The sequence below is a fragment of the Pusillimonas sp. genome (assembly GCF_029263785.1).
In the GTDB taxonomy this organism is placed as follows: Bacteria; Pseudomonadota; Gammaproteobacteria; order Burkholderiales; family Burkholderiaceae_B; genus Pusillimonas.
On record NZ_JAJUFE010000005.1, the window covers coordinates 88,188 to 115,173 of the forward strand.

Below are 26,986 nucleotides of genomic sequence, written 5' to 3' on the forward strand. Positions count from 1 at the left end.
GGAAAGCCGATGCCGAATGGCCGCTAGGTCGCCGGAAGGGCCGGGATCCGGCCTAGGGCGACGTTGGCATGCACGCGAAAGAATGCCTTGATCAGGATGCTTTTTTAACGGTGCCGGCAGTGCGGGCAAAGCGAGCGCGGAACTTCTCGACGCGGCCGGTTTCGACGATGCGAGTCTGGGCGCCGGTGTAGAAGGGATGCGACTCCGATGTGACTTCGCACTTGAACAGAGGGTAGGTCTTGCCATCGATATCGATGGTTTCACGGCTGTTCAGGGTCGAGCGAGAAATGAAGGTTTTGCCGGTTTGCTGATCCAGAAAAACAACTTCACGGTATTCGGGGTGGATGCCTTCTTTCATGGTAATTTCCTGTAGGCTCAAAGTGCCTTAGCTTGTTGGGGGTCGCCAGTCTGGGTCGCGCACTTTAATGTAGGGCATAAGTGCCAAATATAAGTGCCATATGTAAATCCATATGAAAATGCCACATATTTGCTCGATATCTGCCCATGCAGTTATCTGCCCATGCATGTGCGCAAGGTTTAGCCCAGCCACGTATCCGAAGTAACTCGTAATATTAGCATGTTGCCAAGCTTGGTTTCAACAGTTTTTCCAGCTTGTGTTGCCGGGTCGCCTCGTTTCGTTAAAGCTGCCCGCGTTCGGCCAGGGATATGGCGCCCTGTGCAGTGACGATCAGATGATCGAGCAGGCGGATATCGACCAGGGCCAGGGCATGCTTCAGATGACGGGTCAGTGCCAGGTCGGCCTGGCTGGGTTCGGAGACGCCCGAAGGGTGGTTGTGAGCGAGGATGAGAGCGGCGGCATGGTGACGCAGGCCTGCTCGGACAACCTCGCGAGGATAGATCGAGGCTTGCGACAGAGTGCCCCGGGCCAGTTCCTCGGTAGTGATCAGGCGAAATTGGCTGTCGAGATAAAGTGCCATGCAGTGCTCGATGCGCAGATGGCCCAGCATGGCCGTACAGTAGTGCTTGACGCGTTGCGGCTGATCCAGTGCTTCTCCGGTACGCAAGGCTTCGGCCAGTGCCCGACGATTGAGTTCATTGATGGCGAGCAGCTCGCATGTTTTGGCCGGGCCTATCCCCGGCACCTTTAGCAGGGCGTCGGCATCGGCCGACAGCAGGCCTCGCAGCCCTTCGAATTCCTTTATCAGTTTGCGACCCAGGTCGATGGCGTCCGTGCCTCGGGGGCCTGTTCGCAAGATGATGGCAAGAAGCTCGGGAGTAGTCAGCACCTGAGCGCCATGCGCCAGAAGTCGCTCGCGCGGGCGCTCTGCTTGCGTGGTGTAAGGATCAAATGGCATAAACACTCTAAAATAGAAAAATATGAGATTTTTCTACGGTGACAGATTTTGACCTCTTCATCCTCTCCGGTGAACGCTTTTGTCCGGCCGGACTCCTACCTTACCCTGCATTACCGCATCGAGATTGTCAGCGGGCCGGCCGCAGGGTCGGTGTTTGCAGATACCTTCAGTCAACGCCCCGCTACCTTGCAGTTGGGGGTCGGCCAATGGGCGCCCGGCATGGAGGAGGCGTTAGTGGGTCGGGAAGAGGGCGCACGCTTCACCCTCGAGCTGCCCGCCGCCCAAGCGTATGGCGAGCGCAACCCGGAGCTCTTGCAACGCATAACGCAGTCGATGCTGGATGCTCACACCGAGCCGGGTCAATTATTTGAGCCCGGAGATATCGTCGAGTTCTCGGCCCCCAACGGGGGGCGTTATTCAGGGGTGTTCAAGCAGCGTGGCGACGGCTGGGCCCTGTTTGATTTCAATCATCCACTTGCAGGCGCCGACCTTCGAATCGAAGTCGAACTGCTCGGAGTACTTTAATCATGTCCGATTTACAAAACACGATCAGCAATCAGGGGCCGGAGATTGTGCTGGCCCAGCCCCGCGGGTTTTGCGCGGGTGTCGATCGTGCCATTGATATCGTCGAACGTGCCCTCGAGCTGCATGGCGCTCCCATTTACGTCCGCCACGAAATCGTGCACAACCGATACGTCGTGCAAGATCTTCGCAATAAAGGCGCGATATTCATTGACGAGCTTGAACAAGCACCTGCCGGAGCCATTGTCGTGTTCTCGGCGCATGGGGTTTCCAAGGACGTTCGGGCTGAAGCCGAAAGCATGGGTCTGCGGGTGTTTGACGCCACTTGTCCCCTCGTCACCAAGGTTCATGTCGAAGTTGCAAAGATGCGGGCTGAAGGGCGTGAAATTATCATGATTGGTCATCGGGGCCACCCCGAGGTCGAGGGAACCCTGGGGCAATCCCGCGAGGGCATGTATCTGGTCGAGACGCCCGAAGACGTTGCAAATCTTCAGGTGGCCTCACCCGACAAGCTTGCATTTGTCACGCAGACCACCTTGTCGGTCGATGACGCTGCGCAGGTTGCCGAGGCATTGCGTGCACGCTTCCCGGGCATAGTGGAACCTAAAAAAAGCGATATCTGCTATGCCACGCAGAACCGGCAGGATGCCGTCAAGATCATGGCTCCAGAGTGCGATCTGGTGCTGGTCGTGGGTAGCGTAAACAGCTCCAATTCAAACCGTCTGCGCGAGGTGGCCGAGCGCAGGGGAGCCCAGGCGTATCTCGTCGATGACCCAGACATGATCGATCCCGCCTGGCTTCGCGAGACCAAGCGGGTGGGGGTCACGGCCGGTGCCTCGGCACCCGATATACTTGTCGAGCAAGTCATAGAGCGACTCAAACAACTGGGGGCAGTATCGGTACGTACGCTGCCGGGTGTCGAAGAAAACGTCGCGTTTCCACTGCCGCGTGAACTTTCGCGCAAGCGCACGGTGTAGCCGCCGGCCCGGGAGGGCCGGAATTTACTTGGAAAATCAATGAGAAAAACCACGGGTATCTTGGCCGTCGTCCTGGCGGCTGCGGCTGCATATACGGGTGCTTCCTGGTATGTTGGTACACAGGCCCAGCACGCAATTGAACAGGCTGTTGCAGAGGCAAACCTTCGCATGTCGCGGTCGATGCTAGGGCAGTCTTCAAAAGGTCCGGCCGCCTTGGTCATTGCCGAATACCGGCGTCACGTTTTTTCCACCGACGTCGTGTATGCGCTGCGCATTGCAGGCGAGCCAGGCGAAGAGTATCTGTTAAGCGACCACATGCAGCACGGCCCGTTTCCACTGGGCGCCTTGCGGTCGGGCAAATTTGTGCCGATGATGGCATGGAGCCAATCGCGCTTGTTGCCCTCGGCCTCTACCCAATCATGGTTCGACAGCCTTGGCGGTCAGTCGCCTGCAACGGGTCGCACTGAAGTCCGATTTGGGGGCAAGGCCGAGACTGAATGGAATTTTATGCCGCTGTCGGTCGCCACTGACACAGAAATACTGAAGTTTTCCGGCGCAAATATACGAGCGGTGCTCAGCAATCAGTTTTCGGACAGCGCGATCATCGGCACATTGGGCTTGCTGGATACCTCGAAGGGGCCGGGCACCGATCGCCTGGTTATCGAAGACTTGCATTTTGATTACGAAACCCGGACGTCCGGAAATGACTTCCAGTTAAATGCGACCACGCATGCCAGAGCGTTGAAGCTCGAACTGGCCGAGGCAGGTGAGCTGGCATTGCAAGACGCGACCATGGTCGTGGCCAGCGACAGAAAACAAGACCTCGGAAGCGGGCACGTTCGCTACGACTTCGGTCACGTGCTGTCAAACGGAGTCGACCTTGGCAGCGTGAAGCTGGGCGTATCAGCCAAAGATTTCAGCATGCCGGCGCTGGATGCACTCACCGACGTGTTCGATGACCTGAACGCGCGTTATGGTTCCGAAGATGACTGGGAGCTTTCGCCGCAAGACGCGGCCCTGCTGCAGCAAAAGCTTATTGGGTTACTGGCCGGAAGCCCGGCCATCGACCTCGATCCCGTTGTCTGGCGGAACGACCGGGGTGAAAGCAGTCTGTCGCTTGCACTGACCCTGGTGCAACCACCGCAGGCTGATATGCCCGTGTCGCTGGATATCTTGCTGCCCCAGGCGGTGCAGACCCTGGATCTCAAGATGCGTGTTGAAAGGGCCATGCTGACCCGGGCGATTGAACAGCTTTCCGCGGGTGAACCCGAGGCCGCCGAGCTGGTGGGCCTGCTTTACGATGAGTATGCCAGCCGATTACAGACCGCTGGCCTGGCAACTGTGCAAGACGGCGCAGCTTTCACTCACATCGCATATCGAGATGGTGAGGTTGATTCCAATGGGCGGCAAATGAAGTTGCCGGAATTCCTGCAGCGGGCCCTGATGGTTTTTCTGTTCTAGGCCTGACAAAAAAAGGGTGCAGATCCACGAGGGGGAACCTGCACCTTCGCCTAACAGGCCGGTTGCGGCGCGGCCCTTATCTGGCGATATTCTGCACGCGCTCCATTAACGCCGGGTCTTGCTGGATAGCTTGATTGATACCGTTGAATTCCTCGACGGTCATGCCTTCATCCCGAACCACCTGCACCATTTTTTCGTCGGCCTCGCGATAGACTTCCTGACGCGTGGCGTCGTCAGTCGTTGCCTGCAGCTTGGGTGTGTATTCCTGCGAAATGACGGCGACTTTCTTGGAGGCCGCTACGAACTTCTCCAGTTGAGAATCGGAATAGCTCACCGGTGCCTGCTGCGTGGCCGCGGGCGCCGGTGTCTGCTGTGCGATTGACGGCGCAGCGACGCCCAGGGCGAGTACAGCGGCTGAGCAAGCAGTAGTGATCCATGTTTTCATGCAGACTCCTTATATAGTTGCGTTCAACACAACTCCTATGGTGCCGGAACTGGCGCTCAGTACAAGGGTTTCACTGTGATGGGGCTTGTCGAGGCGCAACGGCAGGTTACGACCCCTGGGGGAAGGCACAAGCAGGGACGGAACTCGACAGGGCTGTTACGTTGCGGAATCATTTTTAAAGACTCCGTCGTGTTGCCCGACTGGAAGCGCCTCGCTGTCACTTTCGGCCTGCCGGTGCGACCCGTGCTTTCTTGCGTAGATCCATGTGAACTCTGCGCCGAGCAAGAACACTTGCGCCGCGTAATAGACCCAGATAAGCAACACGATCAGCGAACCCGCAGCGGCCAGGGTGGAGACCGAGGCACTTTTGCCTACATACAGGCCAATAAGCACTTTCCCGAGTTCGAAGAGCACTGCGGTGACAATGGCTCCGATCCAGACGTCACGCCAGGCTATGGTGGCCTGTGGCATGAATTTGAAGATCATCGCGAAAAGGAACGTCGTTATGCAGAAGGTGATCAGAGTATTCGCCAACTGCAGCATGGCCTCCATTGCCGGGAACAGACCTCCGGCCCATTGTCCCAGCGCAGCCAGGCTCGTACTGACCACCAGGGAAACAATCAGAAGAAAGGCCAGGCCCAGAACCAGGCCGAAGGAAAGAAGGCGCGTGCGAATCGTGTTCCATATCCCTTTCTGACGGGCGGCCTGCGGCACTTTCCAGATCCGGTCCAGGGCTGTCTGCAGTTCCGCAAATACTCGCGTTGCTCCCCAGACCAGGATGCCAACGCTGATGAAGGTTGCGGTAATCCCTTGATGAGGTCGATCGGCATTTCGAATCAGGGCCTGGATACCCGCAGCGGCGTCACTGCCCACAACACTGCCCAATTGTCGGATAAGCTCGCCCCTGACCGCATCTTCGCCCCATACGTAGCCCGCAATCGCAATAATGATGATCATTAAAGGGGCAATGGAGAAAGCGGTGTAGAACGCAATCGCTGCGCCCAGGCTGGCAGCGTAGTCTTCCTGCCAAGCCTTGACGGAGTCTCGTGTCAGCGTCAGGTAATCCCGGAAACGCATGAGTGGTCAGGAGGCGGTTTTGATTTCAGACTCGCTCGGGTGGATTGTCCGGCAGTGGTGGCTCTTGAACATCGGGCGGCAGTTCTCTTGGCGGCAGATCGACGCCCCGATCCGGTTCATCCAGTGGCGGAACTTCGTCGGGGTCTGCCGGGGGTATCTCAACGGGATCAGGTGGGTCTGATTCCGGCGGGCGTTGAGGGGGAGTTATGGGAGGCTGTTCGGGCGGTACCTCCGGTACGTGTGCGGCGTGCAGCGGGCGGGCATCGGTCGGTGGCATGGCGCTTCTCCATATGGCGCGGCGGGTAGAAGCCAGAATGCAATTTTCATGCCTGGATGGGGTACCATAATCAGTTGACCCGACCGGGTCTGCCGAGCCAGGCAATATTTTTTCAAAAAACGCAAGAAAAAATGAACATTGCATCTTTGGAAGACGATCCGGATCAGGCCGAATTGATCCGCTGCCTGCTGGCCGAGGCAGGCCACCAGTGCACGACGTTCGGCCTGGGAAAGTCTTTGCTCGCCGTGCTGCGCAAAAGCTTGCCGTTTGACCTGATGCTGATCGACTGGGAGATCCCCGACATCAGTGGCATCGAGATTGTCCGTTGGATACGTACTCATGTTGGATACGAAGTTCCCCTGATGTTCGTAACCAGCCGCACATTGGAAAAAGATCTGGTCGCGGGTTTGCAGGCGGGTGCAGATGACTATCTGTGCAAGCCGGTTCGGCCAGGTGAATTTGTGGCCCGCATCGACGCCCTGTTGCGCAGGCGCAGCGTAGAGGCCAGCGTAGAGCCGGCCGAGGTAAAACTGGGCCCCTACACCTTCGATGCGACCACCGGGCTTGCGTATTTCGATGGTCGAATCGTCGAACTGGCTCCGAAAGAATTCGAATTGGCGCTGTTGTTTTTTCGTAATCCTGGTCGTCTCTTTTCTCGTGACGTCCTGAGCGCGGCAGTGTGGAACCGGGAGATCCCGGCAACATCGCGTACCCTGGATACACACCTGTCGAATATCCGGCAAAAATTGCAGTTGCGGCCCGAAAACGGCGTCAGGCTGGCGTCCTCGTATGCCCTGGGGTACCGACTGGAAGTGGTAGGTGAGTTGTTGCCGACGCCACAAGCAACACGAAATCCATTACAGTAATATTCGCTTTCTTCTGTAATAATCAAGCAATATTTAGCGTTAAGGCTGCCCGATGCCTTTTTCTCGTTTTGCAGGTCTCATTAGTTTGGTGTTTGCACTGGCGTTCGGTCCAAGCGCCACGGCGCAACCCGCGGGTGCAAAAGGTGACGACTTTCTATACCGCGTCAGGTCCGGAGACACCCTTATCGGCTTGGCGCAACGATACACTTTGCACGACTCAAACTGGAAGGCCCTGCAGGAACTGAATGGGGTCGACGACCCCTATCGTTTGCAGATCGCCAGGCTATTGCGCATTCCATTTTCGATGATCCCGGTTCGAGCGGCCACGGCTGAAGTTACGCACGTGGCCGGCGAAGTAACCATCGACGGTCGCGAATTGCCGTTCGCGGCACAAGTTTCGGAAGGACAAAAGATCCAGACGGGTGCGAACGGCTACGTTGTGCTTCAGCTCTCAGACCAGAGTGTTGTCACGGTGCCGCCTTCGACGACTCTTGTCATCAAGCGAATACGAGAGTTTCAGGGCACCGGTCTGACTGATTCGATCTTCGAAATGGAAACCGGCTCGGTCGAAACTCAGGTCGCACCCCAAGAGACCGGAGTAGGCCGGTTCGAGGTGCGTACCCCTGTCAGCGTTACAGGGGTTCGCGGCACTCGCATGCGTGTACATGCCGATGGCGGCTCCCGAAGCAGCGGCTCCCGAAGCAGCGGCTCCCGAAGCGAAGTGGTCAGTGGTATGGCGGGTGTGGCCGGGGCGGGGGCGGGCGAGCTGATACTGCGCGAGCGCCAGGGCGTCGCGATGGATCGCGACGGAAAAAGTCTGGGTGTGCGTCCTTTGTTGCCGGCTCCAAAGCTGCTCCAACCTGTACGCGCAGCAGGGGGGTGGAGCATGGAATTCGAACCGGTTGCGGGTGCCAGTGCCTATCTTGTAAGTGTGGCGCGCGACGAAAGTGGGGCGCAACTGGTGTCCCAACAACGTATTCAGGCGCCCCCGGCGCATTTTTCCGCATCGGCTGCGGGAACCCATTATGTGTTTGTGAGAGCAATTGACGACGCCGGGATCGGCGGCGTTGACGCCAGTGCGTCGTTTGAAGGAGCTTATGTGTTGATGGACGGTTCAGGGAATGCAGTATCGACTCTGGGCGGAGGAATGGTGCTCGTTGCTGATTACTAACTTAACTCATTTATAAAAGGCGAGCCTTGGCGAATGCAAGTTAGGGGCGCGTTGATAAAAGACGGTGGACTGGATCGGCGCCTGCGCGTCGAATGGCTTCTGGTCGTGTCGATCGCCATGTTGCTGACCTTTCTACTCAGTTGCTTCAGCCACAATTTCGCACTGCATCGTCTGGATCACCTTTTGTACGGACAAACGCTGGCGCTGGCAACCCGGCCGCCTCCCGAAGAGGTTGTCATTGTCGTTCTGGATGATGACAGCATTGATGAACTTGGCCAGTGGCCGCTACGCCGCGCCGTCCATGCAGAACTGCTCGCGCGGTTGCATCTGGCAAAAGCAGTGGGTCTGGACTTCGTATTTCGCGACGCGAGCCCGGCGTATCCGCAAGATGAGTCAATTCTGGCGCAGGCTATGTCACGGCACGGCCGCGTGGTGTTGCCTCTTGTCGTGGACGACGGCCGCGTGCTTTGGCCTCGCCCCATACTGGCGCAGGCTGCAGCCGGGCTGGGGATTATCAACGCCCATCTGGGTCCGGACAGCGTCGTCCGCGCGATGAAGCCTTATTGGCAAACAGCACAAGGCAAGGTCGACCACTTTGTTGTGGCCATGCTGGACGTGGCCGGACACGACTCTAAAGCCCAGCAACTGCGGGCAGGCGATGAAACGCCCAGGCTCATGTCCTTCGTGGGCGGGCCTGGAAGCTTCAAGATGTACCCATACGCACGCGTGCTGGATGATTCTGTGCCGAGCGAAGCGTTTGAAGGCAAACTCGTGCTTGTGGGTGCCTGGGCCTCTGCTTTGGGAGACGCCCTGTCGGTACCCCTTTCAGGCACCGGAGAACCCATGTCAGGCGTCGAGATCTTGGCGAATGGCTTGCACAATGCACTTGGCCAGCATTGGATCCGTACGCCGCACTTCCTGGTTACAGCGCTGCTCAGTACCCTGCCGGTGTTGATGGTTTGCATCGCGCTTCGACGCCTCTCGCCACGTCGTTCTTTGCTTGTCATATTGGGCCTGGTCGTCCTGATTTTCATCGCGCATTGGGTGTTGATGCGCTATTTTCATGTCTGGATCGGGCCGTCGGCGGCGCTGCTGGGAATCATGCTGGCCTATCCCCTATGGAGCTGGCGGCTTCAGGAGGCAGCCCTCAAGCAGGTCGATGCCGAGCTCGATTCGCTCTATGCACAGCATCTGATGCACTTTCAGGCACTTCCGCAAGACGACATTGCGGTGCGTCACTCCTTGCCTCACAGGTTGGTACGTTTGCATCAGGCAATGGGAATGGTCAGGCAAGCCATTGGTTTACGAGAAGAAGCACTGAGATTCCTTTCTCACGACATGCGCTCGCCCCAGAACACCATCCTGGCGCTCGTCCAGCTCCAGCGGCGCAGCAGGTCGCCCAAGGATCAGATGCAACTGCTGGATCGGATAGAGCGGAGTGCTTGCCGTACATTGCGCCTGGTCGACGGATTTGTACGTCTCGCGCGGGCAGAGTCCATGGAGCTGAACCTGAATGAGATCGACCTGGCGGGTTTGCTCCAGTCGGTGTGTGATGAACAATGGCCTATGGCCCATCACCGGAACATTACGATTTCCGTCGAGGGAGTCGAGCGTCCCGCATTTACGATGGCTGACGAAGACCAGTTGCGTCGGGCCTTGGGTAATCTCGTCACCAACGCCATTCAGTACAGTCCTCAGGATGGCCGGATATGGTGTCGACTGCGCGGACAAGGTTCTGAATGGGTAATCGAAATTGAGGATAAAGGGCGAGGGATGACCGCGGACCAGATAAGTCGCCTATTCCACCCGTTTCGGCGCTTCGATGCCGAAGTACCTGATAATCCTGCAGGCATCGGCCTGGGATTGGCCTTGGTGCGTGCAGTTGTCTTGCGTCATGGCGGCCGGATAAGCGTAGAAAGTCAGCCTGGCCAGGGCAGTACGTTTCGCGTCAGTCTTCCGGTGTTTGGTTCCGGCGCAGCAACGCCTCGATAGCGTCGGCCTGGGCACCAATAATGGATTCAAGACTGGAAATTTCGGCGCGCAGTTCGTTTACCTGCTCGCGCAGTTGGGCAATGGTATGCAACTGGCGCACAGTCTGCAGCCGCCGTTTGCGCATTGCCGACTCGCGTGGCGCACGCGGACGTTCTGCCATCGTGACATCAACCCTGAGGGGCAGCCCAGGTGAAAATGGGTCTGGCACAGGAGGGCGTTCCGGCGACAGGAAGGGGTCGTCCGACTGGGTCATGGTGTGGGTGTGAGCGTGGCCGTCAGATGCTGTTATCTGGATGTCGACCCGATTGATAGACAGGCATCGAAATAAGTAAATGGGTAAATTCCATAATAGGGGTATTTGTTTGGATTTGCAACCAGATGAAACTTGTTCACGAGCTGCCGAACCGGGTGAGCTATGGTGGCTTGGTCCTTTGTACTGGCGGCCATTACACTTAGCCGAGTTTCGAAGTGTATTCAGGAGTCTTGTCCCACATGTCGTCCCCTGTATTGGATCGCGTTCCCTCTAGCGAATGTGCCGAGCTTGTCGATGCCGCGATCAATTCGCGTCAGTCCATACGCGCATTTACCGACCGGCCGGTAGCCCGCCACCTGATCCGCGAGATTCTGGCTACAGCAAGCCGCGCGCCCTCCGGTGCGAACGTTCAGCCCTGGAAGACCTATGTTCTGCAAGGGTCGGCCCGTGACGAACTGATCAAGAAAGTATGCGCTGCGCACGACGCCGTGTATGCGAACCCCGACGAAGCCAAAAAATATCAGGAGGCATACGCTTACTATCCGCGTGAGTGGATCAGCCCGTACATCGAGCGACGCCGCGAGAACGGCTGGGGGCTATACGGTTTGTTGGGTATTGCCAAAGGCGAAAAAGACCGCATGCACGCTCAGCATCAGCGTAACTTTCGATTCTTCGACGCGCCGGTAGGCCTGTTCTTTACAGTCAATACAGTGATGGGTCAGGGCGCATTGCTGGATTGTGGTGCGTTCATGCAGAACATCATGGTCGCGGCGCGGGCGCGCGGTCTTGATACTTGCCCGCAGGCTGCCTGGAACTCGTTCGCCAGCATCATCCTGCCTCATATTGGTGCCGGTGAAGACGAGATGCTTGTGTGTGGCATGGCATTGGGCTGGGCCGACCCAAACGCCCTGGTCAACACCTTCCGCACCCCCCGGGTACCCCCCGAAGATTTCACGGTCTGGCTGGAATAAGTCACTGATGCCCGGCGACGCACAATATCTGGTACTTGAGCACGGCGCTGATTCACGGCGTTTGCGTGTGCGTGGTCAGTGGATCTTGAAGAACTATCAGCCCATCGAGCGGGAGATTGCTGCAGAGCAGCGCCGGGAGTCCGCCCACCCTGCATCCGCCGGGACGCTGGCGTTCGATGAGCTGGACCTTGATGGATTGGAGGCGATCGACACCGCGGGCGCAGCGCAACTCACACGCTGTGTAGGCGCCTTGCGCCTTCAGGAGCTGGTCAAGGCAGACTCAGGCCTTCCTGCTGAACGTTCGGCCTTGCTTCTGGCAGTGGCCGGCGCCCAGCCCGGGCAAGCGGAGTCGCCTGCCCGGCCACCAGCCTGGCGCGAGCTGCTTGGCCGCATCGGCATGTCCATGGAAAGTACGTGGAAGCTGATTGTGGCCTTGCTGGGGTTCATCGGGTTAACGCTTGTAGCGTTCGTGCGCACGCTTTTCCAGCCCCGCCATTGGCGAGTGACTTCCATTGCGGCTCAAGTCGAGCAGGCCGGCCTCAATGCGGTCCCTATCGTCGCGTTGCTGACATTCATGGTAGGGGCCGTGATTGCCTTTCTTGGTGCAACTGTACTGGCTGATTTCGGGGCCACCATCTATACCGTTACGCTGGTGGGGTTTTCATTTCTGCGCGAGTTCGCCGTATTGCTTACTGCGATACTGATCGCTGGGCGCACGGCCAGTGCATACACAGCTCAACTGGGCTCAATGAAGGCAAATGAAGAAATTGATGCCATACGAATGATGGGCCTGAGCCCGGTCGACTTGCTGGTGTTGCCACGAATAATCGCATTGCTGATTGCTTTACCGGCCCTGACGTTTGTGGGCATGGTGTCGGGGATATTGGGCGGAATGCTTGTGTGTGCCGTGTCGCTCGATATTTCACCAAGCATGTTCCTGACCATCTTCCAGCGAGACATCGAGATCAGGCATTTTTTTCTGGGCATGGCCAAGGCCCCGATTTTTGCGTACCTGATTGCCGTCATCGGCTGCATAGAGGGATTCAAGGTTCGTGGCAGTGCCCAATCGGTTGGGCAACACACCACTTCGGCCGTGGTGCAGTCCATTTTCGTGGTGATACTTATTGATGCGCTGGCCGCCCTGTTTTACATGGAGATGGGATGGTAAGCAGCATGCCGCCAACGCCCATTGTCCAGGTGCGGGGCCTGGTGAATCGTTTCGGTACGCACACCGTGCACGACAACCTTGACCTTGATATATATAAAAAGGAAATTCTGGGCGTGGTGGGGGGGTCGGGTACCGGCAAATCGGTGCTGCTCAGATCCATCGTTGGCCTTCAGCCGCCCGCCGCAGGACGCATCCACATATTCGGAGAAGATCTGCTCGCCTTGCCTCCGGAAAGGCGGGTGCACATCGAACGACGCTTCGGCGTGATGTTTCAAAGCGGTGCGTTATTCTCGTCCTTGACCGTAATCGAGAATGTTGCGGTACCTCTTATGGAGCAGGCGGGCTTGAATCGTGCACAAGCCGAAGAACTGGCGCGCACTAAAGTCGGTCTTGTGGGGCTGCCGGCATCCGCCGGAGACCTATACCCCAGCTCGTTGTCGGGTGGCATGGTCAAACGGGCCGCCTTGGCCCGTGCGCTGGCGCTGGATCCGGACATTCTCTTTTTGGACGAGCCGACTGCCGGGCTCGATCCGATTGGAGCGGGAGCGTTTGATCAACTGATCATGACCTTGCGAGACGCCTTGGGCCTGACCGTGTTTCTGGTGACTCACGATCTTGATACGCTGTACGCAAGTTGCGACAGGGTTGCAGTGTTATCCCAGAAAAGGGTGTTGGCAGCCGATACCCTCGAACGCGTTGCCGCTATCGACGACGCCTGGATACGCGAGTACTTTCACGGTCCCCGAGGTCGTGCTGCGAATCGTGCGGCGGAAATCAATCGGAGCAAAAGCTAATGGAACCCAGGGCGCATCATGTATTGATCGGAGCCTTCACTGTCCTTGTTGCCATCTTGGCCGTCCTTTTCTCGCTGTGGCTGAGCAAGGCCGGCCAGCATGCGGGCGAACGGCATTACGTCGTCATTTTCCACGAAGCCGTCCGGGGGCTTACCGTTGGCAGCGCGGTGCAGTACAACGGCATCAAGGTCGGCGAAGTGATGGACCTGTCCCTTAACCCACAGGACCCATCCGAGGTCAGGGCCCGCATCAAGGTTCAAGATGACATTCCCATCAAGGAAGACACTCGTGCACGGCTTGTCCTGACAGGGATCACGGGCGCGTCGGTGATTGGTCTGAGCGGCGGTTCCCCCGAAAGCCCGGACCTGCCCGAACCGGAGTCAGGCGACCCTGTCATTGTTGCCACCCCGTCTCCCATTACACAGTTGCTGGCCAATAGCGATAATCTCATGACCAATCTCACCTCGCTGGTGATGAGCGCCCAGCAGGTTCTGTCACCTGAAAACGCCGAGCGGATTGGCCGCTCGCTCGAGAACCTCGAGCGTTTCACGGCAGCATTGGGTCAGCCTGCTGAAGACCTTTCTGAACTGGTGCCCGCCTTGACCCAGGCCAGCCGCCAGGCTGAGGTGGCGCTTGAGCAGGCGACAGCGCTGATGAAGCGGGCTGATAATGTCCTGGTGCAGCAAGGCGACAAGACGTTCCAAAGCATACGCTCGGCCATGGTGTCAATCGACGATACCGGCAAAAGCCTTAATCAGCTGATTGAAGAAAACCGGTCGGGCCTTCATTCCGGTGTGGATGGTTTGAGGCAATTGGGGCCGGCGCTACAAGAGCTGCGTACTACGCTGGCAAGCTTGCAGGACGTGGTACGCAAGCTGGACGACAGCCCGACGAACTTCCTGTTGGGCCGCACAAAGATTGAGGAGTTCGAACCATGAGTCGTTACCTGGTGTCCAGGCGGGTGGCCCTTGCGTGGCTATCGGTATTGTTCTTTACATTATCCGCGTGTTCGGTGCTACCCGAATCAGAAACCCTGACCTTCTATCGCCTGCCTTCGCCCAACCTGGCTGCAAGCGAACCAAGCGTACTGCAAGCCTCGTCTGACGCCGTCTTGCGTATAGACGTGCCCTACGGTGATCGTGCGGTGGACAGCACGCGGATTCTCGTCATACCCGAGCCGGAGCGTATCAGTGCCTACAAGGGCGCTCGCTGGAGTGATAGTGCACCGGCACTTTTTCGCGATCGCCTGATCGACGCCTTCCGATCGGCAGGGGTGTTCCGCACAGTTGTTGCCGATAACAGTGCGCTTGCTGCAGATATCGAGCTTTCCGGAGATCTGACCTGGTTCCATGTCGTCTATCGTGACGGTGTACCCGTGGTGCGGATAGCGTATGACGCGACCTTGTCCGACATGAAATCGTCACGCATTATGGCGTCACAGCGTTTTAGCGCGGAGCAGCCCGTGCAAGGCAAGCAGGTACCCGAGGTCGTGCAGGCATACGGGCAGGCCATTGATCAACTGTCGGCCCGCGTATTGGACTGGGTGCAGCAGCAAGGCAGGGTCCGTCGCAATGCCAAATAATCGGTTTCAGGGGCGACTGCTCGATCATGTCAAGGCGCTGCCTCCCGGGTGGCGAAGGGCACTGGAATCCGAGCGGGTGAGCAGGGCAGTGCGCGACATCGATCAGTTCCTGCAGCAGCGGCTCGAGGCAGGTGCAACCATCTTTCCTGCACAGCCGTTTCGTATGCTTGGCGAGGTCGCGGCCGAAGACGTCAAGGTGGTATTGATTGGGCAGGATCCCTACCATGGTCCTGGGCAGGCGCAGGGTCTTGCGTTTTCGGTCCCCGATGATTGTCGCACACCCCCCAGTCTGCGCAATATGTTTGCCGAGCTTGCACGCGAGTATCCAGGGGAATACCGGCCTCAGCGCAATAGCCTGGTGCGATGGGCCACTCAGGGTGTTTTGCTGATGAACACAGCCCTGACCGTCGAAGCGCATAAGGCTGGCTCACATTCGCGTTGCGGCTGGTCAGTCGTGACCGACGCCATACTGTCGTTGGTGCTGAGCCAGCCGCGACCGAAAGTCTTGCTTCTTTGGGGTGCGCACGCCCAAGAGCGCCGCGTCTTATTGCAGGGCAGCCCGCCCGCCGGCCCGGTTCATGTGTTGATGTCAAACCATCCATCGCCGCTTTCAGCCTCGCGTCCGCCGCGACCTTTCGTGGGTTGCGGGCACTTCTTCGAAACCAATCGCTGGCTCGAAGAGCACGGCGAGACGGGCATTGACTGGCTCAACAACGATCTGCCCGCCGGCACCCGTGCTGAACCCGGCTCTGTGTCAGACGAGGTAGCCGGCAAGCGACAGGGTGTGCTCTGGTAACGCAGCCTGAGTGACCTCGGGCTTATGCTTTATCATTGCCTGCATCTGCGCCGGCGCGCGCGGGCGAGTCTGGTTCAAATGTCAGGAGAGTGTATAGATGGTTTACGACAACAACAATATTTTTGCCAAGATCTTGCGCGGAGAGCTTCCTTGCATCAAGGTTTTCGAAGATGACAGGACGCTGGCGTTCATGGACATCATGCCGCAGGCAGACGGTCATGTCCTGATCATCCCGAAAGAGCCCGCTGTTACATTGCTCGACCTGTCCGAAGAAGGGGCGGTGGCCGCCATCCGTACTACCCGGCGTATCGCCATTGCTGTAAAAAAAGCACTTGGCGTCGAGGGCATTCATGTGGCCCAATTGAATGGCGCTGCGGCGGGTCAGACTGTGCCGCACATTCACTTTCACGTGATTCCGCACGCGGCCGGTACCGTACTGCGCATGCACGCAGCCGAACGTGCTGACGAGAACAGCCTCAAGGCGATGGCAGAGCGCATCAAGGCCTGCCTGGATTGACACAGGAGACTCACCATGTCCGACGACCATACAACTTCGAATCTGATGCCTGACCGGCTGACGCAGGCCCTGGATGAACTGGGCGCCCGATGGGGCTGGTTCGTAGCACTGGGCATAGTCCTGCTGGTGCTGAGCATCATCGCCTTTGTCCACGTTCTTGCGGCGACTCTGGTCAGCGTCATCTTCATTGGCGTCCTGATGCTTATCGGTGGAATCGGCCAACTGATTCACGCCTGGCGCGTCAAGCAATTGGCGGGATTCCTCTTCTGGACCGCCAGCGGATTGCTGTATGCGGCTGCGGGGATTATTGCGCTGGTCAACCCGATTACGGGCGCTGCAATGCTGACGCTGCTTCTGGGGGCCACACTGATTGCAGTTGGGGCCTTGCGTCTTTGGATATGGTTCAACAACCGGGGGCAGCGGGGATGGCAGTGGCTGGCATTGTCCGGAGTCATTACGCTGGCCACCGGCATATTGGTTGCCGTGCTGTGGCCCGGCAACAGCATCTGGCTACTGGGGCTGATACTGGCAATCGACCTGCTTTTTCAGGGCTGGTCGGCGCTGTTGCTGGGGCTTGCCCTGCGCCAGCGCAGATAATTTCCTGAAAAAGGGATACCTTGCGGTATACAGCCGTAAAAAGTAAAGCGGCTTTGCAAACCATTGCAAAGCCGCGTAAATTCTGGTGCCGATGAAAGGAGTCGAACCCTCGACCTTCTCATTACGAATGAGCTGCTCTACCAACTGAGCTACATCGGCTAAGCCCGCAATTATACACATTCCCGTTGCCGGCTGTCGCGCCAGAGTTGAACGGGTCGATGGTGCCTAGCGGAAGCCCCGGCTGCGGGCCAGAGCTTCGCGTTCAAGTTTGCTGACGTAGCGCTGGATACGAGCCAGTGTGGCCCCTCGCAAGCCTTCAAATGCGAATCCCAGGTGTCGCAGCTGCTTGTTGGCCCTTTCGAAGTCGCGTACCTGGACGAGCCGTAGGGTGACATTCAATGGTTCATCGCCGGGCAATTCCAGCCGGCAGTTTCGGTAGATGGTGCCAATGGCACCGTCTACCTCAAATAAGGCGTCCACTGCTCCAAGACCAGTGCTGCTCAGATCGGCGAGTTGCAGAACAATGGCCCCTTCATCCATCGGAATAGTGCATAGCACCGGCTTGTTCTGCGGAGTTGCTACCCGAAAGGCATCGCGGCGCTGCACACGGATAAGCTCGGTGGGGTAGGGCAACCGAAAAGCGGGGCGCTCGTCGTACGAACACAAGGTGGCCGGGCCCGTCGTGAAACTGATATGGACACCGTTTTGCGACGCTTCAAAGGACAGGTTCTGAGCCTTTTCGATTTGCTGCGCCCAGGATTCGTCCGAGCTGCCATCAAAGATCAGGGACTCTTCCGCAGAATCGATGTGCAGTAGTGTCGTCAGGATGGAGGTATCGCCACCGGCAACCCGCATGTGTATAAGGCGATTTTCCAGCGCAAGGCTGCGCAGGACATCAAGGATGTCCAACTGACTGGTTAGCGCGTATCGACTGGTGGGTTCGGCGGAAGATTGATGTTTCACGAGGTAAGAAATTTAACTTCTGGTGACAATAGGCTATTAAAGCAAAATTAGAGCCTTTGTGTATTACAGCCGCGCGCTTTGCTGATGGCGAACGGTGACCGGTGACCGGCATTCGATCCTGGCAAAGGCTGTTGCCGCGACGGCTTAACTGTAATCTTGCGGTTCGTTGAAGTCCTGGGTGGCGGACGGAAACAGATCCCACACCGCTATGAACAACGCTGCAATTAACGGCCCGATTACGAAACCGTTAAGGCCAAAGACAGTCAGGCCGCCAATTGTGGAAATCAAAACTACGTAATCGGGCATTTTGGTGTCTTTGCCCACCAGCAGCGGGCGAAGGATATTGTCGACCAGGCCTATGACCAGAATGCCGTAAAGAATCAGGATAATTCCAAGCCAGACTTCGCCCGTTACCAGAAAGTAGGCGGCGACCGGCAGCCAGATTATCGCGGCCCCTACCGCCGGCAGCAGCGAGAGCAGCGCCATGATTACGCCCCAGAGCAGCGCACCCTCTATGCCAAGGATCCAGAAGATCAGTCCGCCCAGGGCACCTTGGGTGGCCGCGACCACGATGTTTCCTTTCAGGGTGGCGCGCACGACGGTAACGAACTTGTGCATAAGCAGTTGCTTATGTTCGGCGCTAAGTGGAATGACCGTCGTGATTCGACGTGCCAGGGGTGCTCCGTCACGCAGCAGGAAGAACAACAGATACAGCATGATGCCCAGTCCGATCAGAAACTGGGCTGTGTTCTGCCCTATGTTGACGGCTTGCGAGGCGAGGAATTTGCTGCCCTGAAGCGCTCCCGCCGACAGCTTCTCCTGAACGCTGAACAGGTCGGTCAGACCGAACTGTTCCAGGGCACCGTGAAGCGAAGGCGGCAACGCAGCGACGATCTGTTCGAAATAAGAGCCGAGATTCAGCTCGCCGCTTTCGATTCTCTTGTACAGGTTGGAACCCTCTTGCAACAGTGAGCCTGTCAGGAGAGTCAGGGGCAAAATGACAAGCAGGAGCACCAGCAGCACAGTCAGGAAGGCCGAGGAATTGGGCCGGCCCGGCAATAGCGCGAGCAAGCGGCGATACAGCGGCATGAAGCTGATGGCCAGAATGGCGCCCCAAAAGACAGCGCCGTAGTAGGGCAGAAGCAGTCTGCCGAAAGCCAGGGTAACGATGACCAGCAAGATGATGAAGGTGCGATAGTGCAGATGGCTATCGTTCATGAAGGCTCCGGACGCGGTAGAACGAAAGAGGCAGCGTGTATTTGCTGCAAGCGCCCTAGTATACCGGCAGCTACAATCACGCTGCGTCAAACAAAGCAATTGATGACATGGCGCGTTCGAACCCCGATATGCGCGTCAAACCTATCTAAAGGTGTGAGAAATGCAGCAGAGCAATACCGGCAGGGAATACGGAAGCCCGTCGCTTGCCTGGAATGGCACGGTACTGGCTTTTTTGGTTGGGATGGTGGCGTTGTGGACCCTGTTGTGCGCGATAAGTCACAAGGCCCCCGACCTTGACGGAATGGAAGAGCTGGTATGGGCTTCCAGCTTTGAATTCGGCTACACCAAACATCCGCCCCTGCCGTCGTGGTTGCTGTATGCGCTGACCGGTATCTTCGGCAAGCCGATATGGCTGGTCTTCTTTGCCGGACAGTTGGTGTCGGCGCTTGGGCTATGGTTTGTCTGGCGCTTTGGCTGCGAGTTCACCACGCCACGTCGTGCCCTTATTGCTACCCTGATGGTGTCAACCACCATGTATTTCTCGCTGCGTGGCACCATCTTCAACCACAATACCGCGCAGCTTTGGTCGATTGCGGCATGCACCTGGCTGTTCTATCGCGCCTTGCGATACGCGAAGACCAGCTCGTGGCTGTGGTTGGGTGCGGTAGCCGGCCTTTCGATGATGACCAAATACAGTGCGGTGGTGCAGTTTGCCATTTTCCTGGTATTTATCGTGGTCCATGGCCACTGGCGTGACCAGCGGGTGCAGCGCGGAGTTGTGCAGGCAGCAGTGGTGTTTCTGCTGGTGATCTCGCCGCACGTGTACTGGCTTATCGACAATCAATTCGCCCCATTTGCCTACCTCGACCGATCTCTTGAAATGCAGTCATATGCACAGGTACTGAAGGGCATACTAGATTTCACGATAGACCAGCTGGCCCGCATCAGCCCGATGTTCGTGGTGTGGATCGGCCTGTATGTCTGGCAGCGCCGAAACCCGGTCGCAGACCGTGGGCAAACCTATGCTTCGGAAATTGGCGCGTGGGACAAATCCTTTTTGTTGTGGGTGGGGCTGGGGCCCATTGTTGCGACGGTTTTATTGGCTGCCTTGCTGGGATCGCGGCTGACAGCGTCGTGGGGAACCACCTTCTTTATCCTGTATGGCTATTTCGCTTTCTGGTGGCTAAGAGGTTCGTCGCGTGCGACCTTGCGCCGAACAGCTGTACTGGTGATTGCAATCCATGTACTGATGGCCGTAGGGTACGCGGTTGCGCGCGGCCCGCTGGCGCATTATTCCGGGCGTACGGCGCGCTCAACTTTTCCCGGGCCGGAAGTTGCCCAGCGGATACAGCAGGCTTGGGAAGCACATGTTCCCGGAAAACCACTGACCTTGGTGGCCTCGGATACCTGGCTGGGTGGCAATATAGCCATCAATCTTGATCCCGTGGCCGAAGTGTTTATCGGCGCGAGCTATGCTGATTCTCCCTGGCTGTCGCCCGACACTGCGCTTGATTGCGGGGCTGTGGTGGTTTATAGCCCTTCTTGGGGTACACGACCGTCCGAGGCGTTATTGGCCCTGCATGAGCAGGCCCGGTGGAAGGGCACGGAAAGCCTGCGGTGGTCGTCCGAGAAAAGCCCGATGCTTGAACTGGTGTGGGGAGTCATCCCGCCGACCGAGGCTTGTACCAGGTAGCTGTACGTCGGGTTTTCGGCAGCGTGAAGCCTGTCAGGCGGTTTCGAGTGCCGCACCGGCCGTCCAATGCCGGGCCGCCAGGGCTGCGGCTTCGGTGTCGGACAGGTCGTCATGCACGTAGAAGCGTTTCTGTTCTGACGGCGCCGAAGCGCGGGACACTATGCGCAGAGAGTAGTCAGGCTCATCCAGCATGTCGCTGGTTTCCGACGGGTGTGAAATGATGTGGACCTGCTTGCCATGCAAGTGGCCTCCCAGGCAGATGGTGCTTGCCATAGCTGTCTCCGTAATAAATATGTTTTTCTTGCCCGCGAATGGGTTCAGACATTATGCCAGCCGGCTCTGTAATGTGAAGGGGCGAGTATTTTGTGCGGCATTCGGCAATGCGATGGGTTTTTTGACCGATAGCTTGCACACATGGTAAAAATTATGCTATAGTTTTTCTTCTTTGATCCCCGATAGCTCAGTCGGTAGAGCGACGGACTGTTAATCCGCAGGTCACAGGTTCGAGCCCTGTTCGGGGAGCCAGATATACCGCTAAAAAGGCCAATCCTTCGGGGTTGGCCTTTTTACGTACAGGGCGCTGGTAAAGCTGGGCCCCTGAAGGCGTTCTTAGGGATCAAGGCAGCAATCTCAAACCGGTCCTGCGCACAAATTCTTCGTAACGGATCGGCGGACCCGCCGTTGCGCCGGCATGGTTGGCTTGCCAGTGCACCCACGACCTGCGCGTTGTGGCGTCGTACACCAATTTGTAAAGGTAGGTGGGTACCGCTACCTTTCCATCGCCAATAGTCTGGAATCTATCTGCGTAAACGGGGCCGGTAAAAACGTACACGTCGCCGCGTGCCCGCAAAATGTATTTGCGGGTGTCGCTTTCGATTTTTGCCCAGGGTCCGGAATTATGTCTTTGGTCCTGAGGAACCATATTGGCCAGACTGAAACTCTGGGCCATGGCTTCGGGCGTATGCATGTCCGCCGCCGGGGCCATGTGCCCGCGAGAGTAGCCCGAGCGCCGGTAGTCATTGAGTTCCGCACGCTCCGCGGCCGGAAGGCGGGCCTCTTCGTAGAAGCGATCCGTGCGCTCAATATGTTGTGCCTGTTGCAAGAGGCGACGGTTCAGGCGCTGAACTACAAAAACGGGGGTTCGCGTGCGGCCACTGTGCAAGATGGCGAAGGCGTCAAAGCACAGTTCGCGCAGAGCCGGACCGGCGGGCACGGCGGGAGGCTGTTCGTCCGGAAATAGACCGCGGCATTCTGCGAACCGGGTTTGAGCATAGCTTCCGCTAACTGGCGTTATCGGTGCCAGTCCCCGTTCACCGAAAATACCAACTTGCGCAAGCAGAGGCTCGATCGAGACCTGTTCACGCAGCTGTGGATGAAGTACACAGCTGGCAGCGCTGAAGGACGCGATGGCCGAGACCGCCAGTGCTTTAAAAAATCGCGTGATGCGGTTGCTACGTTTGGATTGTTTGCTGCGGCGCCGTCGAACGGCGGGCTTATTTCTGCTTGCCATGGCCGCATTGTAGTCAACGACCCAAACGGCTCGGAATGGCAATTGCTGCGCACGACATGACGCTGCCGGTTCGCAAAAAGCAATTCAAGGCGGCGTGGGCCAACTTTTCAGGAGACATGCCATGCCAGTTTGTGACGCTTGCGGCAATGATTACGATAAAGCCTTTCAGCTGAAGATCAAGAACGAGACGTATACGTTTGACAGTTTCGAGTGCGCCATCAAGATGGTAGCGCCGCATTGTGAACACTGCGACGTGCCCATTATTGGTCACGGACTTGAGCAGGACGGACGCATGTTTTGCTGCGCACATTGTGCGAAGCGGGCGGATGTCGTGGGTCTGAGAGACCGGGTTGGGTTGCAGTCCAGTTAGTGCTGGCGGCGATCTATTCCCAAGTCTGCATCACGGCAAAGACAAAATGCAGATCGACGTTTAGAATGGGCTGGCAAACACTCGAGGCGCTCTCGCGGTTAGGGGTGCGCCTGCCTTCAACCTTTTCTAATCAGGACGCCATGACGCAGACCACTCCCCAAATTTATCGCGCCGATCAGGTCGGCAGTTTTTTGCGGCCCAAGTATCTGCTCGAGGCCCGCGATCAATTCGCAAAAGGGCAGATCAGTGCAGAGCAGCTTCGAGAAGTCGAAGACAAAGCCATTACCGAGATTGTCCGGTTTCAGGAAGACGTTGGTTTAAAGACCATAACCGACGGTGAGTACCGCCGAACGTTCTTCCATGTAGACTTCCTCAAGCAGATTGGGGGCGTGCAAAGCGACGAGCCGTTTGCGTTCCAGAAGCCGGATGGCACGATGGAACTGGCTCCACCCACCATTCGCGTGGTCGACAAGGTTCGACATGTCAAAGACATCCAGAAGGCCGACTTCGAGTATTTGAAATCGCAGGTTTCACCGGGCCATACCCCCAAGGTATGCATTCCTTCGCCAACGATGCTGCACTTCCGGGGTGGTCGCGGCGGCATCAGTAAAGAACATTATCCCGAGCTGGATCCCGACTTTTATCAGGATGTTGCCGATGCCTATGGCGACGAACTGCGTTCACTGGCTGCTGCCGGCTGCACGTATGTTCAGATGGACGACACCAACCTGGCGTATCTTTGCGACGAGAACATGCGCGAAGCCGCCCGCAACCGCGGTGATGACCCTAACGAGCTTCCCCATCGATATGCCAGCTTCATCAACCGGGTGGTGGCGCAGCGCCCAGAAGGCATGACACTCGGAATCCACCTGTGCCGCGGGAACTTCAAAAGCACTCACGCTGCATCGGGCAACTACGAACCGGTGGCCGAAGCGCTGCTTTCAGAGATGCATGTCGATACGTATTTCCTCGAGTACGACGACGAGCGCAGCGGGGATTTCCGCCCCCTGCGTTTCCTGCCAAAAGGAAAGCTCGTGGTCCTGGGGCTCGTCACGACCAAGTTCGGCAAGCTGGAGTCCAAAGACGACCTCAAGCGCCGTATCGATGAGGCGGCGAAATACGTACCACTGGAGCAGTTGGCGTTGTCTCCGCAATGTGGCTTCTCGAGCACGGTGCACGGCAATGACATCGCATTTGAAGACCAGCGCAATAAGCTGCGCCTGGTGATCGAGACCGCCCAGGAAGTTTGGGGCGACATTTAAACCAGGAGCAGGCCGGCCCTGTAGGGCCGGCAATGATGAATCTGGATTTATTTGATTCGGGCATGCCTGAAGGCCGTGAGTCTTTAGGCCGCGACGCGCTGGTTCTGCGTGGCTTCGGCTTGCCGTTTGTCGATGCTGTGCTTGCCGCAGTTGATTACATCGAAGCGTGCTCGCCATTTCGGCATATGCAGACCCGACGCGGCTATACCATGTCGGTGGCCCTTACCAATTGTGGCAGACTCGGTTGGATAAGCGACCGGGCGGGCTACCGCTATTCGCAAACTGATCCTCTCAACAATAAGGCGTGGCCCGAGATGCCTGCCGATTTACTTCGTCTTGCCACGCAAGCGGCAGATGCCGCCGGATTTAGAGGCTTTGAACCGGATGCCTGCCTGATCAACTCGTATCTGCCTGGGTCAAAAATGGCGCTGCACCAGGACCGTAACGAGGCCGACCTGACTCAGCCCATTGTGTCAGTTTCATTGGGCATACCAGCCATATTCTTGTTTGGCGGGCATCAACGCAGCGACAAGCCTGCGCGAATTCCCTTGTTTCATGGCGATATAGTGGTGTGGGGCGGCGAAGATCGCATGCGGTTTCACGGCATCATGCCTTTGAAAGCCGCTGAGCATCCGCGGGTGGGTGCGCGGCGCATCAATCTGACGTTTCGACGCGCCGGCTAGTATGACCAGCCTCAGGCGAACCACCCCAACGGCTGCTTCGTTACCGCCACACTTACGATATACGCAAAAATCAGAACGGCCACGACTGCAGCCGCAGCGCGGCTTGCCGGAGTCTTTCCGCGTTTGATGGCTAGAGTGCCAATCCCGATATAAAGCACCAACCCCACTATTTTTGCCGCGATCCATGGCTGATGCCATCCGACTACGGATGCCAGGTAAATGCCTGCCAGCAGCAAAATGGTATCGATGATGTGCGGAGCAATACGCGCGAAGCCTGATTGCAGCCTCGGAGAACCTTTTACCGACCAGACGGCGCGAATGATAAACAGCACGATGCTGACAATCGCTGCGGTGGCGTGTAGATGCTTGATATAGAGATAGGTCATGTCTTGGAAATTGCGGATACGTTACGGGCGCCAGCACGGGTGTGCGGTCGGAACCACATGGCATTGTGGGTGAAAGTGGCGGCACGGTAAAGTCGCCCGGGTTTGACTTGCGTCAACCCAGCGTAAACTATAGGGCTTGTTTGCATTACTATTTGTGGCAATTTCTTATATCATTCCGAAGTCTGTGTACATTTGCTTTCAATTTTTTTAAACATTTCAAGGTGTTGAGCCATGAGTCCGAGCTGGGCGCTCCTGTCGTTGCGTATCGGTACAGCAGTAGCTGGGCCTCGTGGTCAACTCACCGCCATCGACAAGCAGGCTGTCACGCGTGCGCAGTACCTGGAAGAAGGCAAATTTCGCAAAGATCAGCAAGGCGACACGGCCCACCATGGTGGGCCTGAAAAGGCCGTGCACCACTATGCTGCCGACCACTATCCAAAATGGGCCGAAGAGCTTGCCGATTTACCTGTTCAAAACCTCGACGAAGGCGGCTTTGGCGAAAATCTGTCTACCCTGGGCCTGACCGAAGACGACGTCGCTATCGGCGATATTTTCGAACTTGGCGATGCTGTCGTACAAGTCTCCCAGCCGCGCCAACCATGCTGGAAGCTTAACGATCGCTTCAATGTGCCCGATATGGCGCTTCGGGTCCAGAACACCGGCCGCACCGGGTGGTATTATCGCGTGCTTCAGCCAGGCTGGGTGCAGCCGGATGATCTGCTGCGCCGCGTCTCGCGCCCACAGCCCGAATGGACACTTACCCGCATTCTTCGCATCTTGTATGATGACCGGTTCGAGCCTGGCGAGCTGGCCGCTCTGGCCGAACTTGCCGAGCTTTCGCCCCGCTTGCGAGACCTGGCTGCCAAACGGTTATCGTCCATGACGATCGAAGACTGGACCCGCCGACTGCACGGCTAGATTCCGGTTCGTGTCGATCCAGTGGGGGTTCCCCTTTTTTTGTCACTATTCACTATCTCGTTACTTCATTGAAGGTGCCTCATGCCATTCATCAATATCACTGCGACCCAGCCCCTGGCGGCCGAACAAAAGCAACAACTTATTCAACGCACCAGCGATGCTGTGATAGAGGCACTTTCTACCGCTTTGCCATCCGTGCGCATCATGCTCCATGAGTTGCCGGCCGGTCATTATTATTGTGGCGGAAAGTTCGATACGGCCGCGATCCTGTATGACATCGACATGATCGAAGGTCGCACCGAAGAGGCTAAGGCTAATCTCATCAAGCGCCTGAGTCAGGTTGCTCACGAAGCTACTGGTGTTCCCATCGACGAAGTCCGCACTCGTTTGTCCGACTTTCCCAAAGAAAACATTGGCATGGCAGGTGGAATCACCGCCAAGCAAGCGGGGCGTTGAGCTCGTCTTGCCCAGCCCGCTGCCTTGACAAGGGCAGTGCGCGGTATTTGCATTGGTCCGTCTTGGCAGGCTTTAACAGCTAAGCTATCCATTCGCGACTTCCGGTAACGGCCGGCATATTTTCGGCATTGAGAACCTGGCAGGAGCTCGGGTTCAACGCCATGAATATGCCGGCCTTTTTGCGTGTCTGCGCTCCGATGTTCTGAAATCGGCTGAAGATCTGGTTTATTGCAGGACACGCTTAACGCGAGCAACACGCCATTCGTTGGACTCAAGTCAATGGTGGCGTTGGTGCGCGCAAGAGATACATTTGCGTGTGGCCCTTGTGCCACAAGGCTGTTTCCGTAAAAGTTTTGTAACTATTTAAGCCAAAACTTCGTTTTCGTAAAAATCCCTCTATATAAAGTGGTGGTCTGGTGCTGCAAAAAATAGGCTTTTATAGTTTTGCTAAGTGGAAACCCTAGTTTGGTACACGCAAAGAACAGTATCAAATTTTGTTTTCAGATCATAAATGTCACGTGTTGATACGTTGAGCTGAGGGCAAAACATCGCTCTCTTCAAACCTTTGAGAACCAACTTTTGAGAGGCGTTCTATGACAGCACGCAAGCACAAGCTCGCAGGGATGCGAGTTACAACCTTGGTTGCGGCCTTGATGACCGCGTACGGCTCGGCAGCCGTCGCAGATGCCAAGGGTCCGATCAAGTGTCCAACTACTTGCAATCCCGCAGAGAACACCTGGTTTGA

General features: G+C 57.3%; 31 protein-coding genes and 2 tRNA genes. 21 read left to right on the forward strand and 12 right to left on the reverse strand.

Features of this window, described 5'->3' with window-relative positions:
- Positions 1–91: 91 nt before the first annotated feature.
- Both Q1J88_RS02840 and radC read right to left on the reverse strand, forming a co-directional pair.
- Positions 92–358, reverse strand: coding sequence for a type B 50S ribosomal protein L31 (locus Q1J88_RS02840; RefSeq protein ID WP_301115904.1), 267 nt, complete (start codon positions 356–358; stop codon positions 92–94).
- A 280-nt stretch (positions 359–638) separates the two neighbouring features.
- Positions 639–1,316, reverse strand: coding sequence for a DNA repair protein RadC (radC, locus tag Q1J88_RS02845; protein WP_301115905.1), 678 nt, complete (start codon positions 1,314–1,316; stop codon positions 639–641).
- Positions 1,317–1,364: 48 nt separating this feature from the next.
- Here radC and Q1J88_RS02850 point away from each other — a divergent pair, with 48 nt between their 5' ends.
- From Q1J88_RS02850 to Q1J88_RS02860, 3 genes are read left to right on the forward strand one after another with little or no spacing between them, the layout of a single operon-like run.
- Positions 1,365–1,841, forward strand: a complete 477-nt coding sequence (locus Q1J88_RS02850; RefSeq protein WP_301115906.1) for an FKBP-type peptidyl-prolyl cis-trans isomerase — start codon at positions 1,365–1,367, stop codon at positions 1,839–1,841.
- 2 nt (positions 1,842–1,843) lie between these two features.
- Positions 1,844–2,815: a 4-hydroxy-3-methylbut-2-enyl diphosphate reductase gene (ispH, locus tag Q1J88_RS02855; protein ID WP_301115907.1), complete on the forward strand. Its 972-nt coding sequence runs from the start codon at positions 1,844–1,846 to the stop codon at positions 2,813–2,815.
- Positions 2,816–2,854: 39 nt separating this feature from the next.
- Complete coding sequence (locus tag Q1J88_RS02860) at positions 2,855–4,276, forward strand: YdgA family protein (protein ID WP_301115908.1); 1,422 nt, start codon at positions 2,855–2,857, stop codon at positions 4,274–4,276.
- A gap of 76 nt (positions 4,277–4,352) precedes the next feature.
- Here Q1J88_RS02860 and Q1J88_RS02865 read toward each other — a convergent pair whose 3' ends face one another.
- The 3 genes from Q1J88_RS02865 to Q1J88_RS02875 form a co-directional block, all read right to left on the reverse strand.
- Positions 4,353–4,721 (reverse strand): DUF4168 domain-containing protein, encoded by a 369-nt coding sequence (locus tag Q1J88_RS02865; RefSeq protein ID WP_301115909.1) that lies wholly within the window; start codon positions 4,719–4,721, stop codon positions 4,353–4,355.
- A gap of 156 nt (positions 4,722–4,877) precedes the next feature.
- On the reverse strand, positions 4,878–5,798 hold the full coding sequence (locus Q1J88_RS02870; RefSeq protein ID WP_301115910.1) for a YihY/virulence factor BrkB family protein: 921 nt from the start codon (positions 5,796–5,798) through the stop codon (positions 4,878–4,880).
- Positions 5,799–5,823: 25 nt separating this feature from the next.
- On the reverse strand, positions 5,824–6,075 hold the full coding sequence (locus tag Q1J88_RS02875; RefSeq protein ID WP_301115911.1) for a hypothetical protein: 252 nt from the start codon (positions 6,073–6,075) through the stop codon (positions 5,824–5,826).
- Between the two features lie 131 nt (positions 6,076–6,206).
- Here Q1J88_RS02875 and Q1J88_RS02880 point away from each other — a divergent pair, with 131 nt between their 5' ends.
- The 3 genes from Q1J88_RS02880 to Q1J88_RS02890 are packed head-to-tail and all read left to right on the forward strand — an operon-like array spanning position 6,207 to position 10,104.
- Positions 6,207–6,941, forward strand: coding sequence for a response regulator transcription factor (locus Q1J88_RS02880; RefSeq protein ID WP_301115913.1), 735 nt, complete (start codon positions 6,207–6,209; stop codon positions 6,939–6,941).
- Positions 6,942–6,993: 52 nt separating this feature from the next.
- Positions 6,994–8,112, forward strand: coding sequence for a FecR domain-containing protein (locus tag Q1J88_RS02885; protein WP_301115914.1), 1,119 nt, complete (start codon positions 6,994–6,996; stop codon positions 8,110–8,112).
- Positions 8,113–8,145: 33 nt separating this feature from the next.
- Entirely contained in the window at positions 8,146–10,104 is a 1,959-nt protein-coding gene (locus Q1J88_RS02890) for a CHASE2 and HATPase_c domain-containing protein (protein WP_301115915.1), read from the forward strand.
- On the opposite strand, the gene Q1J88_RS02895 is transcribed toward Q1J88_RS02890, so the two are convergent.
- The gene (locus tag Q1J88_RS02895) at positions 10,061–10,357 is read right to left on the reverse strand and encodes a hypothetical protein (protein WP_301115916.1); all 297 of its coding nucleotides are present in this window, start codon (positions 10,355–10,357) and stop codon (positions 10,061–10,063) included. The two genes, Q1J88_RS02890 and Q1J88_RS02895, sit on opposite strands and share 44 nt — an antisense overlap.
- A 239-nt stretch (positions 10,358–10,596) precedes the next feature.
- Here Q1J88_RS02895 and Q1J88_RS02900 point away from each other — a divergent pair, with 239 nt between their 5' ends.
- The 8 genes from Q1J88_RS02900 to Q1J88_RS02935 all read left to right on the forward strand — a co-directional run bounded on the left by Q1J88_RS02900 (position 10,597) and on the right by Q1J88_RS02935 (position 16,782).
- Positions 10,597–11,328 carry a nitroreductase gene (locus Q1J88_RS02900; RefSeq protein ID WP_301115917.1) on the forward strand — a complete coding sequence of 244 codons (732 nt, stop codon included), beginning with the start codon at positions 10,597–10,599 and terminating at the stop codon, positions 11,326–11,328.
- 7 nt (positions 11,329–11,335) lie between these two features.
- The gene (locus Q1J88_RS02905) at positions 11,336–12,496 is read left to right on the forward strand and encodes an ABC transporter permease (protein ID WP_301115918.1); all 1,161 of its coding nucleotides are present in this window, start codon (positions 11,336–11,338) and stop codon (positions 12,494–12,496) included.
- Positions 12,497–12,501: 5 nt separating this feature from the next.
- A complete protein-coding gene (locus Q1J88_RS02910) occupies positions 12,502–13,290 on the forward strand; it encodes an ATP-binding cassette domain-containing protein (RefSeq protein WP_301115919.1) in 789 nt (262 codons plus the stop codon).
- The gene (locus Q1J88_RS02915; protein WP_301115920.1) at positions 13,290–14,228 is read left to right on the forward strand and encodes an MlaD family protein; all 939 of its coding nucleotides are present in this window, start codon (positions 13,290–13,292) and stop codon (positions 14,226–14,228) included. The genes Q1J88_RS02910 and Q1J88_RS02915 overlap by 1 nt, the downstream gene beginning before the upstream one ends.
- The gene (locus Q1J88_RS02920) at positions 14,225–14,872 is read left to right on the forward strand and encodes an ABC-type transport auxiliary lipoprotein family protein (RefSeq protein ID WP_301115921.1); all 648 of its coding nucleotides are present in this window, start codon (positions 14,225–14,227) and stop codon (positions 14,870–14,872) included. The genes Q1J88_RS02915 and Q1J88_RS02920 overlap by 4 nt, the downstream gene beginning before the upstream one ends.
- The gene (locus tag Q1J88_RS02925; RefSeq protein ID WP_301115923.1) at positions 14,862–15,668 is read left to right on the forward strand and encodes a uracil-DNA glycosylase; all 807 of its coding nucleotides are present in this window, start codon (positions 14,862–14,864) and stop codon (positions 15,666–15,668) included. Before Q1J88_RS02920 ends, Q1J88_RS02925 begins: the two co-directional genes overlap by 11 nt.
- 97 nt (positions 15,669–15,765) lie before the next feature.
- Positions 15,766–16,185 (forward strand): HIT family protein, encoded by a 420-nt coding sequence (locus tag Q1J88_RS02930; RefSeq protein ID WP_301115924.1) that lies wholly within the window; start codon positions 15,766–15,768, stop codon positions 16,183–16,185.
- Positions 16,186–16,200: 15 nt separating this feature from the next.
- The gene (locus tag Q1J88_RS02935; RefSeq protein WP_301115925.1) at positions 16,201–16,782 is read left to right on the forward strand and encodes an HdeD family acid-resistance protein; all 582 of its coding nucleotides are present in this window, start codon (positions 16,201–16,203) and stop codon (positions 16,780–16,782) included.
- Between the two features lie 83 nt (positions 16,783–16,865).
- On the opposite strand, the gene Q1J88_RS02940 is transcribed toward Q1J88_RS02935, so the two are convergent.
- From Q1J88_RS02940 to Q1J88_RS02950, 3 genes are all read right to left on the reverse strand, one after another.
- A tRNA-Thr gene (locus tag Q1J88_RS02940) sits at positions 16,866–16,941 on the reverse strand.
- A gap of 66 nt (positions 16,942–17,007) precedes the next feature.
- Positions 17,008–17,745, reverse strand: coding sequence for a flagellar brake protein (locus Q1J88_RS02945; RefSeq protein ID WP_301115927.1), 738 nt, complete (start codon positions 17,743–17,745; stop codon positions 17,008–17,010).
- Positions 17,746–17,889: 144 nt separating this feature from the next.
- Positions 17,890–18,963, reverse strand: coding sequence for an AI-2E family transporter (locus Q1J88_RS02950; protein WP_301115928.1), 1,074 nt, complete (start codon positions 18,961–18,963; stop codon positions 17,890–17,892).
- 160 nt (positions 18,964–19,123) lie between these two features.
- Between Q1J88_RS02950 and Q1J88_RS02955 the strand changes: the two genes are divergently transcribed.
- A complete protein-coding gene (locus Q1J88_RS02955; protein WP_301115929.1) occupies positions 19,124–20,656 on the forward strand; it encodes a glycosyltransferase family 39 protein in 1,533 nt (510 codons plus the stop codon).
- Positions 20,657–20,689: 33 nt separating this feature from the next.
- On the opposite strand, the gene Q1J88_RS02960 is transcribed toward Q1J88_RS02955, so the two are convergent.
- Positions 20,690–20,929 (reverse strand): hypothetical protein, encoded by a 240-nt coding sequence (locus Q1J88_RS02960; RefSeq protein ID WP_301115930.1) that lies wholly within the window; start codon positions 20,927–20,929, stop codon positions 20,690–20,692.
- 176 nt (positions 20,930–21,105) lie between these two features.
- Here Q1J88_RS02960 and Q1J88_RS02965 point away from each other — a divergent pair.
- Positions 21,106–21,181: transfer RNA gene (locus tag Q1J88_RS02965), tRNA-Asn, on the forward strand.
- Between the two features lie 91 nt (positions 21,182–21,272).
- Here the strand turns inward: Q1J88_RS02965 and Q1J88_RS02970 are convergent.
- Positions 21,273–22,166: a DNA/RNA non-specific endonuclease gene (locus Q1J88_RS02970; protein ID WP_301115931.1), complete on the reverse strand. Its 894-nt coding sequence runs from the start codon at positions 22,164–22,166 to the stop codon at positions 21,273–21,275.
- Between the two features lie 121 nt (positions 22,167–22,287).
- Between Q1J88_RS02970 and Q1J88_RS02975 the strand changes: the two genes are divergently transcribed.
- The 3 genes from Q1J88_RS02975 (at position 22,288) to alkB (ending at position 24,481) form a co-directional block, all read left to right on the forward strand.
- Entirely contained in the window at positions 22,288–22,536 is a 249-nt protein-coding gene (locus Q1J88_RS02975) for a hypothetical protein (RefSeq protein ID WP_301115932.1), read from the forward strand.
- 140 nt (positions 22,537–22,676) lie between these two features.
- Positions 22,677–23,798, forward strand: coding sequence for a 5-methyltetrahydropteroyltriglutamate--homocysteine S-methyltransferase (locus Q1J88_RS02980; protein WP_301115933.1), 1,122 nt, complete (start codon positions 22,677–22,679; stop codon positions 23,796–23,798).
- Positions 23,799–23,833: 35 nt separating this feature from the next.
- Entirely contained in the window at positions 23,834–24,481 is a 648-nt protein-coding gene (alkB, locus tag Q1J88_RS02985; RefSeq protein WP_301115943.1) for a DNA oxidative demethylase AlkB, read from the forward strand.
- A gap of 11 nt (positions 24,482–24,492) precedes the next feature.
- Here the strand turns inward: alkB and Q1J88_RS02990 are convergent, their stop codons facing one another.
- Complete coding sequence (locus tag Q1J88_RS02990; RefSeq protein WP_301115934.1) at positions 24,493–24,867, reverse strand: SirB2 family protein; 375 nt, start codon at positions 24,865–24,867, stop codon at positions 24,493–24,495.
- A 231-nt stretch (positions 24,868–25,098) separates the two neighbouring features.
- Between Q1J88_RS02990 and Q1J88_RS02995 the strand changes: the two genes are divergently transcribed.
- The gene (locus Q1J88_RS02995; protein ID WP_301115935.1) at positions 25,099–25,785 is read left to right on the forward strand and encodes an MOSC domain-containing protein; all 687 of its coding nucleotides are present in this window, start codon (positions 25,099–25,101) and stop codon (positions 25,783–25,785) included.
- An 81-nt stretch (positions 25,786–25,866) separates the two neighbouring features.
- Positions 25,867–26,241 carry a tautomerase family protein gene (locus Q1J88_RS03000; RefSeq protein ID WP_301115936.1) on the forward strand — a complete coding sequence of 125 codons (375 nt, stop codon included), beginning with the start codon at positions 25,867–25,869 and terminating at the stop codon, positions 26,239–26,241.
- Positions 26,242–26,986: the final 745 nt, after the last annotated feature.